Genomic DNA, 17,183 nt, shown 5'->3' on the forward strand with positions numbered 1-17,183 from the left:
AACTTTCTCTTCATCCCATGATATTTAGGAGAAAATTTTTGACCTTACGTCCCCTAAATCAAAAAATTTTTATTTTCTCTACTTTTCTTATGAGCATCCTGCCAGCCGATCGCTCTTGTGCCAAAGAAACCTCTGACCCCCAGAGTTTAAATGCGCTCCATATTTTGCAGGAACGGGCAGAGAGCGGAAATGCCAAAGCGCAATATGCTCTTGGTCATATTTATTCGCACGGCCTTGGCGTTCAACAAGATGATGTCAAAGCCATTGAATGGATTGAAAAAGCTGCCTTTCAAGGAAACGCCTATGCAGAAGATGCTTTAGGTCTTGCTTATGCCGGCGGCATGCGAGGTAAAAAGCAAGATTATACCCAAGCCAAGGAATGGTTTGAGAAGTCCGCAGCCCAGAATGATGCCTACGGGCAGGCACATCTAGGACACGCCTATGCCCGGGGCGCTGGTATTAAAAAAGACTGCGATCAAGCGCTCTACTGGCTGGAAAAGGCAGCGCGTCGAACATGGGCCAATGATGAGGGCGAAGAGCTTTTGGCCAATCTCTATGAAGATGGCGTGTGTGTCGAAAGAAATCTTGATGTCGCCGCCGATCTCTATCAGAAATCCTGCAAACAGGAGAACGAAGATGGCTGTGCCGGTTACGAAAGAGTCAAAGCAGCCCAAAAATAACTTTTTGCGCTATTTTTTCAGCTTTTATAAATTTTCTCTTTTGAATACAAAGAGGGGGTTTAACAAAATCCACGCTATTTTTCTATCAGCTTCTAAGGTTGCTTCAAGAGCATAAAAGAGGTAAAATTAAAGGGATTTTCATGTTGGGGGGCATGGTTTTCTTTTACGGCCGGCCTTCTTTTATTCTACCGGAATTCCTATATAGCTCTAGCAAGGCATTTACCAAAATGTAGGTGCTTGCATCGGTTCATAAATACATTCCGCTTGTTCCAATTAGGATTTTATTATTGTGCAGAAAATGCCCATCACCCCTGAAGGTTTGCGTCGTCTTGAAGATGAACTTCGGCATTTAAAAAGCGAAGAACGCCCTGCCGTGATCAAAGCGATCGCAGAGGCACGTGAACATGGCGACCTCTCTGAAAACGCAGAATATCACGCCGCACGTGAAAAACAGTCGTTCATTGAAGGACGTGTCGCTCAACTTGAGGGCCTTATCAGCTCTGCCGAAGTGATTGACCCCTCTATGACAACCGGTACACGCATCCGCTTTGGTGCCCATATTGAAGTTGCGGACGAAGAGACCGGTAAAGAGCAATCTTTCCAAATTGTTGGTGTTCCAGAGGCGGATATTAAAGTCGGCCGTATTTCGATTTCTTCCCCCATTGCCAGAGCATTGATTGGAAAAGACGAGGGCGACAGCGCCACTGTTCCTGCACCGGGCGGCGACAAATCTTATGAAATTATTAAAGTTACCTATCGCTGAGGCATCTTTCCTGCTGGTGAAGCGGCCTCATTCTCCTTCCCCATAAGGTTTATATTTTAGAGGGAATTTAAAAATGACAGTCAAAACACAACGTCCCCGCCCTGTGATGCTTACCATTTTAGATGGTTTTGGTTGGCGTGACCTCACGCAAAACAATGCCGTCCGACTTTCAGCAATGCCAAATTTTCATAAATTATGGGAAAATAATCCGCATACGCTTTTAGAAGCAAGCGGTGAAGCTGTCGGTCTGCCAATCGGACAAATGGGAAATTCCGAAGTTGGACATCTCACGCTCGGTGCCGGACGCCGCATCCTTCAGGAACTGCCACGTCTGACACACGCCGCTAAAAATGATGAATTTAAAGACCGTCCGGCGATTAAAGAACTCATGGACGTTCTTAGAAAAACAGGCGGCACGTGCCATATTATGGGCCTCACCTCCGAGGGAGGGGTTCATTCACATCTCGATCATTTGATCGGGGCTGTTAAAACAATGGAAAATGCCAATATTCCTGTTGTTGTGCATTTCTTTGCAGACGGTCGTGATACAGCTCAAAGATGCGCTCTGGAAGTTCTTGAAAAACTTGAAACAGCACTTCCAAAAGTCAAAATCGCAACCGTCAGCGGACGCTATTTTGCTATGGATCGTGACAATCGCTGGGATCGCGTGCAAAAAGCCTATGATGTAATTGCTTTGGCAAAAGGCCCTCATTACGACAGCGCCAAAAAAGCCATTGAGGCTGCCTATGCGGAAGACAAAAATGATGAGTTCGTCCCACCTTCCGTCATTGATGGCTATCAAGGCGCAAAAAAAGGAGACGGTCTTTGGATGATCAATTTCCGTGCGGATCGTGCCGGCGAAATTCTACAAACCTTGCTTCTGCCAGATTTTAAAGGATTTGAACGCCCTGTTTCCCCTGCTTTTGCCTTTGCTTGTGGCATGACACCTTATGCTGCGGAACTTAATCCTTATCTGGAAACTGTTTTTCCAAAAGAAAATATCGAACAGCATCTTGGGGAAATTGTTGCCAAAGCTGGTTTAAGCCAGTTGCGTATTGCGGAAACAGAAAAATATCCGCATGTCACTTACTTCTTTAATGGCGGTGACGAAACACCTGCACCAAAAGAAGACCGCAAACTCATTGCCTCTCCTAAAGTGGCCACCTATGACCTGCAACCGGAAATGTCTGCGGGCGAAGTCACAGATGAAGTCGTTTCGGCGATTGATTCCGGTAAATATGATTTGATTATCCTTAATTATGCCAACCCTGACATGGTTGGTCATACGGGAATGCTTGATGCCGCGATTACGGCCTGCCAAGCTGTCGATCAGGGACTAGGCCGTATTGAAGCGGCTTTGGAAAAGCAAGGCGGTGTAATGCTTGTGACCGCCGATCATGGGAATTGTGAAACCATGAAAGATGAAAAAACAGGTAAACCGCACACCTCCCACACAACCAATCCTGTACCGCTTATTCTAGCGGATTTCAGAAAAGGTGAAAAAGAGGTGAAGGAAATGCGTGAAGGCGGATCTTTAGCGGATATTGCGCCAACTTTGCTGCATTTTTTACAACTAGAACAGCCTGAACTTATGTCAGGTAAAACGCTTATCAAAGCTTAAAAACTTTGAAGTGCTTGAAAAAAGCTCTTTTGCTAACGGCTGGAAGCGTTCTGGTTTACACCACGCTTTCAGCCGTTTCCGCATCTGCGCAAAGCCTCTCGAAAAATCAGAAAAGCCTAAATGCCCAAATTCAGGAAAATGAGCAGGCTCTCAAAAAGGCACGTCTTGAGCGTGAAGAAATTACCCAAAAATTAGAAGGTGAAAAACATCATCTTGAGGAGATGATTGCCCATAACCTTCTCCTCGAAAAAAATAAAAATCTCAATCAAAAACAGCTTCTGAAATTACAGCAAAATCTTTTGCAAAAAAAAATAGAGCAGCATCAGCTCGAAAACAAACAGCAAAATCTTTTGCTTGAGGAAAGGAAGCTTGAAGAGGTTCAAATCCTTTGGGAATTAGCCCATCCAAAATATTATGGGTTAAATACATTTCTCTATGAGATGATGCCGCCTTATAAAAAAAATAATAATGCAACCATCTTGCCGCTTTTCTTTACGCTTCTAGCCCAAGAGAATGAAGAAAAAAAAGAAAAAATTACTTCCAATACAGAGGCCTTAGCAAAAGAAAAACGTGTGCTTGCCAATAAAACAGAGAATTTGCGTGAGCAGCAAAAACTTTGGATCGAAAAAGAAAAACAAATTTCTCAAAAACTTGAGGAGATTCAAAAACGTGCTGAGGCACAGAACAAAAGCATCCTCGAACATGATGCTGAAATCAAAAAAAGAAAAGAAATGAAAGATGAGCTTGGCAAAAAACTTGCTGATTTGATTTCTGAAGAAGACCTCCAGCAACGTATCGAACAGCAAAAAGAGCGCACCGAGCGTAAAATCCAAATACAGCAAGGTGAAAAACCAAAAACACCTGCACCTATAAAAATCCGTAAATTACAATTAGGGGATGGTATTTCTCCGCTTCCCTCCCGCCCAACAGCGCAATGGGGGCAAATGGAAGACGGTATTGCCAATGATACAATTAAATATCCCGGCCATGCGAATGAGAATGTCGTGTCACCCGTTCATGCGATTGTCTTATTTGCAGGGAATTTCGAAGGTTTTGGACAAGTTGTCATTCTCGATTGCGGGCCAAAGACACGTATGGTGCTTGCAGGGCTTGGTAAAATCTCGGTTAAAAAAGGCGATCAGGTACAAAAACGCCAATCTATCGGTCAAATGCCAAGCAATACGACCAGCACGCTTTCCCTCCAGCTGAGAATTAAAAATATTCCTGTGAATCCGGCGAAATATTTAAAAAACTAGCCATTTTTAATATGAAAGAAGAAAATGATGCCCCATTTATTCAGTCCGCTTAAAATTGAAAAGACAGAATATCCCAACCGTATTTTCATGGCGCCTCTGACTCGCACACGGAATTTTCCAGATGGCGTGCCAACACCGCTGATGGCAGAATATTATGCCCAACGTGCGAGTGCTGGCCTCATCATTGCCGAGGCGACCGCCATTTCTCTCCAAGGCTATGGTTTTTTAAATGCCCCCGGCCTTTGGATGGAAGAGCAGATTGAAGGCTGGAAAAAAGTGACCGAAGCCGTACATGAAAAAGGCGGTAAAATCATTGTCCAAATCTGGCACGGCGGCCGTGTCGTGTTTCCTACAATGTCTGGCGGACAGCAGCCCGTTTCTGCCAGTGCAACACAGGCTCCGGGCTTAGGCCATATTTGGGAAGGCAAACGCCCTTATCCAAAGGCACGTGCCCTCGAAATTTCAGAAATCAAAGAGATTACCACCCAGTTTGCTGATGCTGCAAAAAATGCACTAGAAGCAGGTTTTGACGGTGTGCAAATTCATGCCGCAAATGGCTATTTAATTGACCAGTTTTTACGTGACAGCAGCAATCTCCGGACAGATGAATATGGTGGATCTGTTGAAAACCGTATGCGCTTTCTCAAAGAGGTTTGCGAAGCTGTCATTGCCAAAATTGGTGCCGAAAAAGTAAGCGTCCGCTTAACACCCAATGGTAAAATTTTAGGCTGTATCGATAGTAATCCTGAAGAAATCTTTCTGCCTGTCGCTAAAATGCTCAATGATTTAGACATTGCTTGGCTGGAATTGAAGGAATTTAATCCGCATGCCACGGATGATGCCGACAATCAGGAAAAACTTTCTCCAAAAATTAGAAAAATCTTTCAAAGACCGCTCGTCTTAAATGGCGGATATGACTTGGAAACGGCGCAACAAGCTATCGAAAGCGGTGCCGCCAATGCGATCGCTTTTGGACGGGATTTTATTTCCAATCCTGATTTGGTGGAACGCTTCAAAACAGGCGCTGCCCTAAATGATGCAGATAAAACCACATGGTATGGACAATTTTTAGACGATAAAACAAAAGGCTATACGGACTGGCCAACGCTCGAAAACACGAAAGCTTAATTTCATAAAAGCCCCTATATTTCATAGGGGCTTTTTCTTAACGCATTTGGTCTTTAAATTTTTACTTTTCATAGATTTCTTGGAAATCTTGTTAGCAAGTTAAAATTCTTCGCCATATCTTTCCTGAATGGCTTTTTCTAAGAGATTTTGGAGATCTGCGAGCCATTCCAAAGGCGAGAGATTCTGATATTCAGGCACAAGAACAATCCAAACATCTTCTAGGAAATCCTCTATATTCAGTTTTCCCTGTTTAACAGCCCAAGTCATCTCTGCCAGTTCTGCCTGAACTTCTTTAATGGTTTCGTAATCATACCCTCTTACGGCAACTGGTATCGTCTCTGCCGCTGTTTCCCCATCTCCAAGTTCATCCAAAACAGAGTAATTTAAATATGAACGGAAAAAATCAGGTAGTTCAGGAAAAATTCTTTTCCAAAGATGACCTTCTGTTAAACCATCTGCGTCATGAAGTTCTGTTTTATCAATATAATATTTTTTATTCATTTTAACCTCATTCTCCTTTATGGCAGTAGTTCAAGGGTTTCTACATAAAAACCCTCAGGATTATTCTTTGTCCGTTTGATTAAAAATTGTACTTTTTTAGCATCTTTCACAATAGAGCTGCCCTGTTTGACATATCTGCCAATCTTTCTTCCCATATCCAGCTCAAGCCAAACCTTCTCTCTTTTTCCGGCTAAAAGTCTTCTTAACTCTGCCTGATTTTCAGGCTTATTCAAAGCTTTGGCGTAGCTCTCTATTAAAGTTTCCATATTTTGAATTGCTGAAGCGGATTTGCCTGTTTGCGCCCGTTGAATAAGATGAACATCTGTCATGCCCGTTGGATTATGCGCATTGCCTTCTATCAGGTGACGCTCTAAAAGATGCCCCTATTTCTCATAGCTTTCAAAGAGTTCTTTGCTCGGCTTTGGAAGGCGAAGATCTATTTTAGAGAGCGCTTCTCTTTCTAATTTCGCTTTTTCTACCGATGTTTGCGGATTGGCTTTGCTCTTATCCGCATATTTATTGACATGCTCTTTTGGAGAAGAGGCTTTGCCTTTTTTTTCAAAGAAATTTGAAAGCGTTTTTTCTTCTTTCAGAACATTCTTGGGGGCACCCGCAAGCGCCTTTTTGGCCTCCTCTTCGGCAAGAAATTTAGCGAAAAACGCCAGTGTTTCTTCGGAAAAACCATAAGCAAGCTTTAAGCCTTTTAAAATTTTCAAACTTGCCGTTGATGGGGTCGGTAAAAAATCTGAGAAGTCAGGCGCAGGATAAATCGCATCTTTTAAATAAGATCGATCGCTTTCCGCTTTTTTCGGCATATCGGATTTTGGAGAGCTTTGTTTTTCGGTTACTTTCGCTGAGGGAGGGACAGAGAGGCTGGCATTTTCTTCCGTTGTAAATCGTCCGCCTGTGCTGTCAGGCGATCCGGTGGGGAGATGGTTAGGATTAAAATCCTGTGCCAGTGTCTTTTCTTTTGCGCGCCGCCACATCCAGCCGCACGGCCCGCCTGCTTTTCCAAAGGCTGAGTATCCTTCATCCCCCTTAATTATTTCTTTATTCTGACGACACTTTCAGGTGGCTTCGCAGATAATTCGCCATCCAATTTTCTCATAGCAACAGCCTTCATCGCATTATCTCTGCGAGAAACACCGATTGATTGTAAATCAATCCATAATTCCCCTGATCCCACAGGCAAATATTTCGTATTATGAAATTCATAAATTTCACCAAAATATTTAACGGAAAGGCGTCGATCTCTTCCGCTTACATTTTCCCGTGTTAAAGAAATGCTGATATTTTCATTATCACCGCTTAAAAAAGGCCTTCTTTTTTTTAGAAAAGGTAATGGATCTCCTTCAATTTCATCTTCAATATAATAATTATAATAATTTGAAACGGTTGCATTTCCTAAATAAGCGACTTCATAAAGATAGACATGCTTAGAAAGCTGTTTTTTGAGATACAGCTCTCTTGTCTCCACACACCAGAAAAGAATATCGCTGCCAAAAGCAAAACAAAATAAAATGAGAAGCAAGGAAAGCGTTAAAGCAGAATGAAAAAATTTAAACATTTTTATCCCGCCTGCGTATAGCCAAGCATTCTCGCATATATAATCCCCCTTTTTATTTCATTTTGATCTTTTGGGTCGTCGCCATAAGCACATTTTGTCTTTTCCTTATCCATAGGGTCAAGAATATTGTTACTATCTTTATCAATGGGAGAGAGACACGAACTTAAAACATGCCCTGAATCCTCTGGAGAGCGGTTTGACCATACTTGATACCCTCCTGCTGCTCTTAAAAGAAGCTCTTCGGGAAAACCACACGCCGTCCCCACAACTCCATAATGAAAATTACCGAAACTCTCTAACTCAGAATGACCTTGTTTGTAATCCCAAGGCCCTCCTGTCCGCTCCATTGAGGCAAACCAATATAAATTTTCCAATGCTGACCCGCTTAAATCTTTACTTAGCTGACAACGTCGATAGGCTATCACCATATTATTCTGCAAAGTTTTTAATCCATTAGGAGGCATATGATCTGGAAATTTAAACTCTAAATCTTCATCATATTTATTATCTTCATCTTCCTCACTCTGTGTTTTAAAAGGCAAATTATTTTTACTTTCCCCTGTTACTGTCAGCGCTTCTTTTCCCTTTTTCTGCGTTGATTGTGTGGGAGGCTCTGTGTGTATTTTATTCTCAAAGTAATTTTGTATTGAAATTTCTGCACTTGAAGCACTCTCTTTTGGGGAAAACTGTCCGCCTGTGCTGTCAGGCGATCCGGCAGGCTCATGATTAGGATTGAAATCCTGTGCCAGTTTTTTTTCTTTTGCGCGCCGCCACATCCAGCCGCAAGGCCCCCCTATAGGGTATTCCCATGCGTCATCTTCTATCATTTTAATCTCTATTTTATGTCTAAGTTAAATCTAAAAACCCCGTGCCGATAAGGGGGCACGGGGGTTCAAAATAACGCTAAAATGAATTTCTGAAAATCGGGGAAGTAGATCACCCTATGAGACAAGACACCCTTACTTAAGCCCCTCAAGAGACCTCACTGTCTTATAACGAACATCCTCTTTTTCTGCTAAGGCAAAGAATTTCTCACCACAGACCATTTTAAAATTTTCTTTTCCTCGCCGCTCATCTTCCTCTAAAGACGATTTCGTTTCAGCAACAAAATAAACACGTTTTTCTTTCTCAAAAATCACCGCCCAATCTGGATTATAATTGCCTAGAGGCGTTTTGATTTTATATTGACGAGGCAATTTAAAGAAAAATTTAACAGCCTCATCTGAAGAGCAGTCAAGAGCAAATTCTTCCTCAACCTGACTGTCTAATTGGACACATGGCGAGAAAGACTTTCCTGTTTTTCCATGTTCAATTTTATGCGCTTTAAGCAACGTTTTCTTCAACTTTTGAGCAGATTCTAAGTCAGGAAAAATTTCACTGCGCCAGGTTATGTAATCTTCTTCTAACAAAGAAATTTCATAAGTTTTGCCGTTGCGTTCATATTGAATGCCCTCCTCAATCTGATCTAAGAGCGCCGTTTTTAAAATCTTAACGGCCACCTCTAAAAAGCCCTGCGGATTATCCAATAGCTCTCCTAGACGACCTGATTCTCTTAGAATAAAACATAAAGAGGCACGGGTAATATCAACCCGCTCTTGAATGTATTTATAAATATTAGGAACCTCAGGCCTTTGCATAAGCGTTGCATCAAATTGTCTTCGATCCACAACGTTAAGGTCAATCTTTCCCCTTTGATCCATTTCAACGGAGGCCGTCTCGGACAAAATTTTTGCCTTTTGGACTTTGGGATATTGCCCCTTGTCCAAAAATAAAGACAAAGCCCGTTGCCTGAATTTTTCGCTATCTAAAGCGACCCGATAAGAGGCCTTATAATTAATCCTCTCCCATATTTCATGAAGAAGTTGCCTCTCTTCCTTTGTTAAAGGATCACTTTTAACCTTCACACGATCTTTTGCGTTTTTAAGCGGAAGAGATTCTTTTGAACCTGTCTCCTGTTCAATATCCTCCTGCAACGCTTGGGCAAATTTTTCATAGGATTCATTGGGAATAATCGTCAAAACATTAATTCGCTCATCCCCAATACGCTCCCCCTTTTGATTGACGCAAAGACGTAATCCCCGACCAATTTCTTGCCGTTTTTTAATCTGGCTTTGTGTCTCATTAAGCGTGCAAATCTGAAAAACATTCGGATTATCCCAGCCTTCCCTAAGGGCAGAATGACTAAAGATAAACTGTAAGGGCGTCTCTAAGCTTAAAAGACACTCTTTTTCTTGCATGATAAGCGCATAAGTATTGGTATCGTCTGCATTCCCTCGCTCCGTACTATCTTTCCAATTACCCTTTTTATCCCCTGCAAAATACCCATCATGTACCTTTGAAACATCATACGGAATAAGATGAGGATATTTCAGTTGGTATTTTTTAAAGGCTTCCTCAAACCATTCGGAAAATTTTCCAGCGACCCATTCGCCGATATCGTCCTTGATACGGTAGTTGGCGACCTTATCAATAAAAAACAGACTTAAGACTTTAATGCCTTTAGGATGCAGTATTTTGGCTTTTTCAAAATGATGCGCAACGGTTCGCTCAATTTGTATCCGCATCATATCATCGCTTAACCCACCCTGCGTTTCACCAAGGGCAAGTGTAATGCCATTATCAAATGTAATCTCTTTTTCACTTATCCTGCTTAGAATATAATGGTTTTGATAGGCTTCCCGCTTTTTCGATTTTACAAATAAATCTTCTCCAAACTTTAGAGAAATACGTCCTCTTACAACGCCGTTTTTGCCATTTTTATCGACTTCAAACGTCGCAGTACTTTTATCGGGCTTAATGGAAAGCAGTTTTAAATAAGGCCCATTCTGATCATTAAAACTTTCATTGCCATTCACCTCAATTTTCTTAACCAAACCTTGGCGATAAGCCTCAACGGGATTGAGAGAATAAAGAAGATTTTGCGCATTTTTATGCGTAGCGGAATAAAAAATCTGACAAAGCGGATGAAGAGATTTTAAAGCCTCTTGCCGCTTGGGAGTCTCAAAATTCTGCGCCTCGTCAATGATAACAATCGGATTTGTATCTGCCAGATAATCCATCGGTGCAAAAGCACGTTCCCCTGCCTGATTGATTTTATTCTCATCCTTAGCAAAGGCATCAATATTAATAATCAAAATACTGAGAAGGTTATTTTCAGCAAAAGATTTTAAGAGATTTGGATATTTTGAATCATAAAGAATTTCTTTAAAAGGCACATTTTTATAAAGCGCCCTGAAATGATCCCGCATGATATCGATGCTTTTCATCACACCTTCTCGAATAGCAATCGAAGGCACCACAATCACGAATTTCTTAAATCCATATTGTTTATTTAATTCAAAAATTGTTTTGAGAAAAACATAGGTTTTTCCTGTGCCTGTCTCCATTTCAATGGAGATGGATAAATCTCTCACAGGTAAAGGCGGCATTTCCTCTAGGGTGGGACAAGGCTTTGAAAAAATCATTTCAAAACCGTTTATATTTTTAGAAAATATGCCATTTTTTTGCTGAACTTCTAAAATATTTTTATCTATTGCCTGTGCTGAAAGCTCTAATTGATTAGCCGTAATCCCCAAATCAAGCTGACTCCCTTGAGCAAAATTGAGGATTTTAGCACTTTCAGCTCCCTGCCCTTTGAATACGTCCACAACCGCTTGCACAGCTTTTGTTTGATAGGCTTGGGTTTCAAAACGGAATTTTAGGCCCTGTTGTAATTTTTGGCTCATAGAATTTCGAGCTCCACACCTAAATCTTCCAATTCTAATTTAAGATTGGCCAGCTGTTCGTCTGATTTTTTTCCCTCAAAACACTGATCTAAAATCACGAAACGAGGCGACAAAGCTTCCTCATCTAAAGCATATTTAATCTGCCGTAACTTTTGGAGAATTTCCGGCGCATAAGGTGTTAAGCAAATAAAGAGTTCTGGAAGCTTTCCTTCTTCTCCACGCCTTTTAATACAATGTAAGATATTTCCATCTGAAAGCGGTTCCTCATGATGCAAGGCATCCACATGTAAAAGCCCATAGCCGGCTTTAAGAACGATTTCCGAAAGTAAATTTAACGGATTGGAAATTTCCGTATTTTCTTCCGCCAACATTTCAAGCTGCTTTTCAAGTTCTTCCTGCGTTTCAATTTCTGTACGCCATTGCTTAAAATTGGATTTTGTTAATTTAAAATCAACGCAAGTGAGATTTTCACTTTCCCCTTTTTCTTGAGAAAATTTTTTAATGACTTTTTCAATACGTTCCCGTGTAATTTCAGAAATAAAACGATAGCCTGCCTTGTAAGCCTCGTGCTTTTCTTCAATTTGTTCGGGAAGCTGTACAGAAATCGAACGGCGCTTTCCGCCATCCTCAGCATTTAACGCCATTACCGCATGGGCTAACGTCCCCGACCCTGCGAAAAAATCTAAAACAAGAGAGTCTTTATCTGCTCCCATCTGCAAAAGTTGTATGAGCGTTTCTATAGATTTTGGAAATTGAAAAACTTTTGCACGATTTCCAAATAAATTGTTTAATGAAGCCTGCCCTTTCTCCGTATGAAAGGACTTTTCCACCCAAATAGACTTTACCTGTTTTGTTACTTCGCCATCTTCATTTTTTGCGTAGTTTTTGCGATAAATTTTCCACTTTCCGCTAACTTTTTTAGCAACTAATTTATTTATTTCCTCTTTTGCTTTTTCAATCCCCCATGTCCAGCATCCCTCAAACCCATCTTCCCAATCGGGGTAAATAGACTCAGCATCTTGTAATTTTTCTACAGAAATAAGGCCTTCAGAAGTTACAAAAAATGGATAATATAAATTTTTTCTATTATGCTTTCCAAATTCACGATGTGTATTCCGAAGCTCCAGTTCTCGATAATGTCCATAAGTATCGTGTAGCCTGTAATTCTTCTCAACTTCATCTTGGCCTTTTAGAATATTAAGCATTCCTTTCTTCAAGGAATTTTTGGAATATCCAAAAATATATTCATGACAATTTGCAACATATTTATCTTGTGAACGTCCTTTAGGATTACAAAGTAACGTTATTTGGCACAAAAAATTCTCTTCTCCAAAAATTTCATCGCATAAAAGTTTTAAATTTGCCTGTTCGTTATCATTAATCGAAATAAAAATAACGCCGTCATCCCTTAAAAGATTTCGGGCCAGAAACAGTCTCGGATACAGCATGCTTAACCAAGCTGAATGATAGTGACCGCTTTCTTTTGTATTTTTTTGGAATCTAATTTTTAAATTGCCGTTCTCATCCCGTATTCCAGCCTCTTTATCGTACGCTTTACGGGAGGTTTTATAATTATCGGGATAAATAAAAGAATCATTGCCTGTATTATAAGGCGGATCAATATAGATCATCTTTACCTTGCCGAAATAGCTTTTCTGCAAAGCTTTCAAAACAGGTAAATTATCCCCTTCTATCAGGGCATGATCGGCTATTTTAAGGAAATTTTTATTCGGATTAAGCGGCGCTAAAGTCTCGCTCGTCGTTTTCCCAACCTCTTGCCGTGCCTCAGACTTTCCTAACCAGTTCAGTGCATAATATTCATGCTGTGCTTGGATGGATGGATGGATGGATGGATTTCTAATAATGACGCTAATCTGTCAAGCGAAATCCGACCATCAACCAAAATTTCTGGAGCTAATTGTTTTAAAGTTTTAAATAAAGACTTTTTCTGCTCACCGCTTAAATCGGGACTAAAACCTTCTATGTCATTTTCTAAGTTACATTTATCTTTTGTCATATAGCGATTGCCCCAGCTGTAAAATGCCTATTTATTTTGAAATCAAGTCTATTTATATCCTTCTCTGTTTTGAATAACATTCTTAAATTAAGACAAAAATAAAAAAATATGTTATTTCAAAATAAAATCTTTGTTTTATCCGTGTGCATTTTTTAGGCCTCTATGAAATTTTTGCGTTCTTCAGCGAAGTCGTTTTTTTTCCTCTCTTGCAGCCTATTTCTGCTTTTCCCGGCATATTTATCTGCTGAGGAAGGCACTTCGGATACCCCGGTAGAAAAAGAAATTTTACCGCAATCCATCTCTCCTGAAAAAAAAGAAGAAGCCGTTCAAACCATTAAGCTCCTACAACTTTTTGGAACAATCATGGATGTTGCCCATGCAGAATATGTTGAGCCTATAAGCGACAAAACACTTATCGAAAATGGCCTAAAGGGCATGATGAGCAATCTTGATCCTCACTCAAGCTATATGTCCCAAGAGGAATTTCAAGGGATGAAAAATGAGATTGAGGGCCATTTTGGTGGTCTTGGGATGGAGGTTCAGCAAGATAACGGTCATATTCGAGTCATTGCGGCTTTGGATGATACCCCTGCCTCCCGTGCCGGAATTAAAAGCGGCGATCTCATTACTGAAGTTGATAAAAAACCACTCGCAGGCGTCCCTCTTCTCAAAGCGGTTACACAATTGAGAGGAAAACCCGGCAGTAAAGTAAATCTGACAATCTTGCAGATTCAAACAGGTAAGAATGTCAGCATCACGCTAAAACGTGAAAAAATCAAAGTCAAAATGGTACGCTCTGCCCTCTATAACGACCATATCGCCTATCTCCGCCTCAGCGAATTTGGGGATAATGCCTCCCATGAGCTGAAAGATGCCTTTAACCAACTGGAAAAAGAGGCCGAGATCAAAAATCAAAAGCTCAAAGGCCTTATTCTTGATTTACGAAATAATCCGGGCGGACGTTTAGACGAAGCGGTGGCTGTTTCCAGAGATTTTATTACATCTGGTGAAATTGTTTCCATCCGTGCCCGCCAAAAAGAAGACAATAAAAGCTGGAAGGCCAAAGGCACAGACATCACCCATAATCTTCCACTCATTATTCTCATCAATTCAGGCTCTGCTTCTGCGAGTGAAATTGTCGCCGGTGCCGTACAAGACCATCAGCGTGGTCTGCTTTTAGGCACACGCTCTTTTGGCAAAGGCTCTGTTCAAACCGTGATCCCTCTTCCAGACAACCAAGGCGCCCTGCGCCTAACAACGGCACGCTATTACACGCCTTCCGGCCGATCTATTCAAAGATTTGGCATTTCGCCTGATATTGAAGTTTTTGAATCCAACGATGAAAGCAAATATTTTGTTTTCCATGAGGCGGATTTCATTACGGCCCTCAGCAATGAGGAAAAAACACCCGAAACCTCAAAAATAATTTTACCGGAAGCCGCAAAAAAAATTCCCAAAACACCGCCGAAATCATGGCCTGAATTCGACCTTCTCAAGCCAAAAACAGATTTCCAATTGCAACAAGCCATCAATCTTCTTGAAAAGGGACTAAATAAGTCCTTCATAAAAGAAGTTCCTCAGAAGGTTTTACAGACATCAAAAAAGAAATAATTTCCTATGACGAATAGTTCTTCTCCTTTTCAATCTCTTCCCTATCGTCCCAATGCCGGCATTGCGCTTTTTAATAAGGAAGGCGAACTTTTTCTGGGACGGCGTGTCGATCATCGCCAACAAATCTGGCAATGTCCTCAGGGTGGAATCAATGAAAATGAAACGCCGGAACAGGCGGCTTGGCGGGAAATGGATGAGGAGATCGGCACCAATAAAGCCAAATTTTTAGGCGAACGAGAAGGATGGATCACTTATGAGTTGCCTGCCCGGCTTTACGGCAAGGCTTTAGGTGGGAAATATCGTGGCCAGCGCCAAAAATGGGTTGTGTTCGCCTTTACCGGTGAAGACAGCGATATTGATCTGGAGAAATATGATATTCCTGAATTTAGCGAATGGAAATGGGCGGCACCGCAAGAGATTCTTTCAGACTATAATCTTGGTTTTAAAAGCAAAGCCTATCAGGAAGTTTTCCCTGATATTATTGAAATTTTCAATCAAAGTGCGTTTGGCAAAGGAAGCAAGTCTTAGACACATTGGGGATGTTTCCCTTTTCCGGCAGGAAATTCTGATCTGATGTCAAACCTTGCTTACTGGCCATTTCTGCATAAAGCCCCTGCTCTCTTATCAAATCGCGTGGCTTACCAGACTGTACTAAACGCCCCTCTTGCATGACAGCCATAAAATGGGCGTGACTCAAACTGGTTAAACGGTGTGAAACCATAATCGTCGTTTTGCCCTTGCGGTAATGGCGTAAAAATTTTTCCATTTTCGCCTCGCTATTCGCATCTAAAGCGCTCATGGCCTCATCAAGAACAAGAATAGCCGGCTGACGCAGCAAAGCCCTCGCAATCGCAATCCGCTGTCGCTCTCCACCGGAAAGAAACTCTCCTCTGGTACCTGCAAATGTTTCCAGCCCTTCTGGAAATTTTTGAATAAAATTCAAATCCATTTTTTTGCACAGACTCTCAACTTCCTCCTTAGAAGCCTCTGGTCTTGAAATACGAATATTATCCAAAAGACTCATATTAAAGAGCGGTGTTTCCTGCCCTACATAGCCCACAAAACTTCGCAACTCTTTCAGTGCAAAATCTTTCAGATCTCGGCCTGCCAGAAGCAGACGACCACTCGAAGGGTCATGTAATCTTGGAATAAGGGAAAGCGCAGTAGATTTTCCAGCACCGCTTTCCCCTACAATCGCCAGAAAACTACCCTCTTTTATTTTTAACGAAAAATCTTTTAACCCCCAGCGCCCATCTTCATATTGATAGGAAACATTTTCAAAGGCCAATATTGAGAAATGCCTTGGCAGTGCCACAGGTGCGTCAGAATCTGCAACCAAAATCGGCGCATCTATCACCTTAAAAATATGTGAAAGCCCGGCGGCTCCCTCCTGCAAAGCGGCGTTCAACGAAGCCAAGGAACGCATCGGACGAGATGCTGCAAAAAGCGCAGCGATAAAGGCTGTAAAATCCCCTAAAGAAGCCCCTCCCATTGCGGATCGCCATCCCGCAAATCCAAAGGCAATCGCAACAGAAGCGCCGGCAATCACTTCTAAAAGCGGATCAAGTTTTGCCTTATTCCGTGCCATCGCAAAATGCGCATCCCGAAGCTGATTAAGCTCGCCTCCCAAAGTTTGATATTGCATTTTTTCCATATTGTGCAAACGAACAGGGCGCACCAACGCAAAATTTTCCGTCAGACGTGCAATCATTTTTGCCGTTTGTCGCTGCATTTCTCTGGCCGAGGCTTTTACCTTTTTGCCGACATTTCGGACAGGTAAAACCGTTAAAGGATAAAGAATCAAAGCAACAATGGCCAACTCCCAATCCAACCACATCATACAAATCCCTAGGCCAAGAACCGTTGTAATATCTCCTACGGCATTGGTTGCCCGTGTCAGCGCCTCACGAATAGCCATTGCCTCTGTTGTAAAACGTGAGGTCCATTCCGAAGGAGGAAACGCTTCAATCGTTGCAATATCTTTATGTAACAAAGACTTTAAAAGGCGGTGTTGCAGATTTTGAATTGTATCCAGAGAAAGCCGTTGCAACAAAAGCGTTTGCGCATATTGAGAGAGCGCCTTTAGACCTGTCAAAATCACGACCAAAATTGGAATTTGATAAAGAATTCGTGGATCTTTTCGGGCAAACATATCCACGGCCTTACGGATCACAAGGGGATACGCGGCCATGAGACAAGCCATAACAACCGCTAAAAGCAATGTCGAGACCAACAGAAATTTACGGTGAGAGAGTTCCTCTCGCCATAATCTCCACAAAAGCGGTTGGTTCTCTATTTTCAAATCTTGAATTTT

The 17,183-nt window shown here is 41.7% G+C and carries 16 protein-coding genes; 7 read left to right on the forward strand and 9 right to left on the reverse strand.

Features of this window, described 5'->3' with window-relative positions:
- Positions 1-17 precede the first annotated feature (17 nt).
- The 5 genes from FAI41_02465 (at position 18) to FAI41_02485 (ending at position 5,448) form a co-directional block, all read left to right on the forward strand.
- Positions 18-680, forward strand: a complete 663-nt coding sequence (locus FAI41_02465; GenBank protein QCE32531.1) for a sel1 repeat family protein — start codon at positions 18-20, stop codon at positions 678-680.
- Between the two features lie 289 nt (positions 681-969).
- Complete coding sequence (gene greA / locus FAI41_02470) at positions 970-1,443, forward strand: transcription elongation factor GreA (protein ID QCE32532.1); 474 nt, start codon at positions 970-972, stop codon at positions 1,441-1,443.
- A 73-nt stretch (positions 1,444-1,516) separates the two neighbouring features.
- A complete protein-coding gene (locus FAI41_02475) occupies positions 1,517-3,064 on the forward strand; it encodes a 2,3-bisphosphoglycerate-independent phosphoglycerate mutase (protein ID QCE32533.1) in 1,548 nt (515 codons plus the stop codon).
- Positions 3,065-3,078: 14 nt separating this feature from the next.
- Positions 3,079-4,320, forward strand: coding sequence for a hypothetical protein (locus tag FAI41_02480; GenBank protein ID QCE32534.1), 1,242 nt, complete (start codon positions 3,079-3,081; stop codon positions 4,318-4,320).
- A gap of 27 nt (positions 4,321-4,347) precedes the next feature.
- Entirely contained in the window at positions 4,348-5,448 is a 1,101-nt protein-coding gene (locus tag FAI41_02485; GenBank protein ID QCE33768.1) for an alkene reductase, read from the forward strand.
- 99 nt (positions 5,449-5,547) lie between these two features.
- Here the strand turns inward: FAI41_02485 and FAI41_02490 are convergent, their stop codons facing one another.
- The 8 genes from FAI41_02490 to FAI41_02525 form a co-directional block, all read right to left on the reverse strand.
- Positions 5,548-5,949, reverse strand: coding sequence for a hypothetical protein (locus FAI41_02490; protein QCE32535.1), 402 nt, complete (start codon positions 5,947-5,949; stop codon positions 5,548-5,550).
- 17 nt (positions 5,950-5,966) lie between these two features.
- Positions 5,967-6,278, reverse strand: a complete 312-nt coding sequence (locus tag FAI41_02495; protein QCE32536.1) for a hypothetical protein — start codon at positions 6,276-6,278, stop codon at positions 5,967-5,969.
- 54 nt (positions 6,279-6,332) lie between these two features.
- Entirely contained in the window at positions 6,333-6,935 is a 603-nt protein-coding gene (locus tag FAI41_02500; GenBank protein ID QCE32537.1) for a hypothetical protein, read from the reverse strand.
- A gap of 56 nt (positions 6,936-6,991) precedes the next feature.
- Positions 6,992-7,516, reverse strand: coding sequence for a hypothetical protein (locus tag FAI41_02505; protein QCE32538.1), 525 nt, complete (start codon positions 7,514-7,516; stop codon positions 6,992-6,994).
- Between the two features lie 2 nt (positions 7,517-7,518).
- Positions 7,519-8,343 carry a hypothetical protein gene (locus FAI41_02510; GenBank protein QCE32539.1) on the reverse strand — a complete coding sequence of 275 codons (825 nt, stop codon included), beginning with the start codon at positions 8,341-8,343 and terminating at the stop codon, positions 7,519-7,521.
- A gap of 132 nt (positions 8,344-8,475) precedes the next feature.
- Entirely contained in the window at positions 8,476-11,241 is a 2,766-nt protein-coding gene (locus FAI41_02515; GenBank protein QCE32540.1) for a DEAD/DEAH box helicase, read from the reverse strand.
- Entirely contained in the window at positions 11,238-12,872 is a 1,635-nt protein-coding gene (locus FAI41_02520) for a site-specific DNA-methyltransferase (protein ID QCE32541.1), read from the reverse strand. Before FAI41_02520 ends, FAI41_02515 begins: the two co-directional genes overlap by 4 nt.
- A 173-nt stretch (positions 12,873-13,045) precedes the next feature.
- A complete protein-coding gene (locus tag FAI41_02525) occupies positions 13,046-13,258 on the reverse strand; it encodes a hypothetical protein (protein ID QCE32542.1) in 213 nt (70 codons plus the stop codon).
- A gap of 162 nt (positions 13,259-13,420) precedes the next feature.
- On the opposite strand from FAI41_02525, the gene FAI41_02530 reads away from it, so the two are divergent.
- Together FAI41_02530 and FAI41_02535 are read left to right on the forward strand one after the other, a co-directional pair.
- The gene (locus FAI41_02530; protein QCE32543.1) at positions 13,421-14,869 is read left to right on the forward strand and encodes a S41 family peptidase; all 1,449 of its coding nucleotides are present in this window, start codon (positions 13,421-13,423) and stop codon (positions 14,867-14,869) included.
- A 6-nt stretch (positions 14,870-14,875) separates the two neighbouring features.
- The gene (locus FAI41_02535; protein QCE32544.1) at positions 14,876-15,397 is read left to right on the forward strand and encodes an RNA pyrophosphohydrolase; all 522 of its coding nucleotides are present in this window, start codon (positions 14,876-14,878) and stop codon (positions 15,395-15,397) included.
- Here FAI41_02535 and FAI41_02540 read toward each other — a convergent pair.
- Positions 15,360-17,072 carry an ABC transporter ATP-binding protein gene (locus FAI41_02540; protein ID QCE33769.1) on the reverse strand — a complete coding sequence of 571 codons (1,713 nt, stop codon included), beginning with the start codon at positions 17,070-17,072 and terminating at the stop codon, positions 15,360-15,362. The genes FAI41_02535 and FAI41_02540 overlap by 38 nt on opposite strands.
- Between the last annotated feature and the right edge of the window lie 111 nt (positions 17,073-17,183).

The sequence above is a fragment of the Acetobacteraceae bacterium genome (assembly GCA_004843165.1).
Classification (GTDB): domain Bacteria; phylum Pseudomonadota; class Alphaproteobacteria; order Acetobacterales; family Acetobacteraceae.

Excerpts from the sequence above, each read along its gene's own strand:
- FAI41_02465 (QCE32531.1), top strand. The coding sequence starts at position 18 with ATGATATTTAGGAGAAAATTTTTGACCTTACGTCCCCTAAATCAAAAA.
- FAI41_02475 (QCE32533.1), top strand. The coding sequence starts at position 1,517 with ATGACAGTCAAAACACAACGTCCCCGCCCTGTGATGCTTACCATTTTA.
- FAI41_02485 (QCE33768.1), top strand. The coding sequence starts at position 4,348 with ATGCCCCATTTATTCAGTCCGCTTAAAATTGAAAAGACAGAATATCCC.
- FAI41_02490 (QCE32535.1), bottom strand. The coding sequence starts at position 5,949 with ATGAATAAAAAATATTATATTGATAAAACAGAACTTCATGACGCAGAT.
- FAI41_02495 (QCE32536.1), bottom strand. The coding sequence starts at position 6,278 with ATGACAGATGTTCATCTTATTCAACGGGCGCAAACAGGCAAATCCGCT.
- FAI41_02500 (QCE32537.1), bottom strand. The coding sequence starts at position 6,935 with ATGTGGCGGCGCGCAAAAGAAAAGACACTGGCACAGGATTTTAATCCT.
- FAI41_02505 (QCE32538.1), bottom strand. The coding sequence starts at position 7,516 with ATGTTTAAATTTTTTCATTCTGCTTTAACGCTTTCCTTGCTTCTCATT.
- FAI41_02510 (QCE32539.1), bottom strand. The coding sequence starts at position 8,343 with ATGATAGAAGATGACGCATGGGAATACCCTATAGGGGGGCCTTGCGGC.
- FAI41_02515 (QCE32540.1), bottom strand. The coding sequence starts at position 11,241 with ATGAGCCAAAAATTACAACAGGGCCTAAAATTCCGTTTTGAAACCCAA.
- FAI41_02520 (QCE32541.1), bottom strand. The coding sequence starts at position 12,872 with ATGATCTATATTGATCCGCCTTATAATACAGGCAATGATTCTTTTATT.
- FAI41_02525 (QCE32542.1), bottom strand. The coding sequence starts at position 13,258 with ATGACAAAAGATAAATGTAACTTAGAAAATGACATAGAAGGTTTTAGT.
- FAI41_02530 (QCE32543.1), top strand. The coding sequence starts at position 13,421 with ATGAAATTTTTGCGTTCTTCAGCGAAGTCGTTTTTTTTCCTCTCTTGC.
- FAI41_02535 (QCE32544.1), top strand. The coding sequence starts at position 14,876 with ATGACGAATAGTTCTTCTCCTTTTCAATCTCTTCCCTATCGTCCCAAT.
- FAI41_02540 (QCE33769.1), bottom strand. The coding sequence starts at position 17,072 with ATGGCTTGTCTCATGGCCGCGTATCCCCTTGTGATCCGTAAGGCCGTG.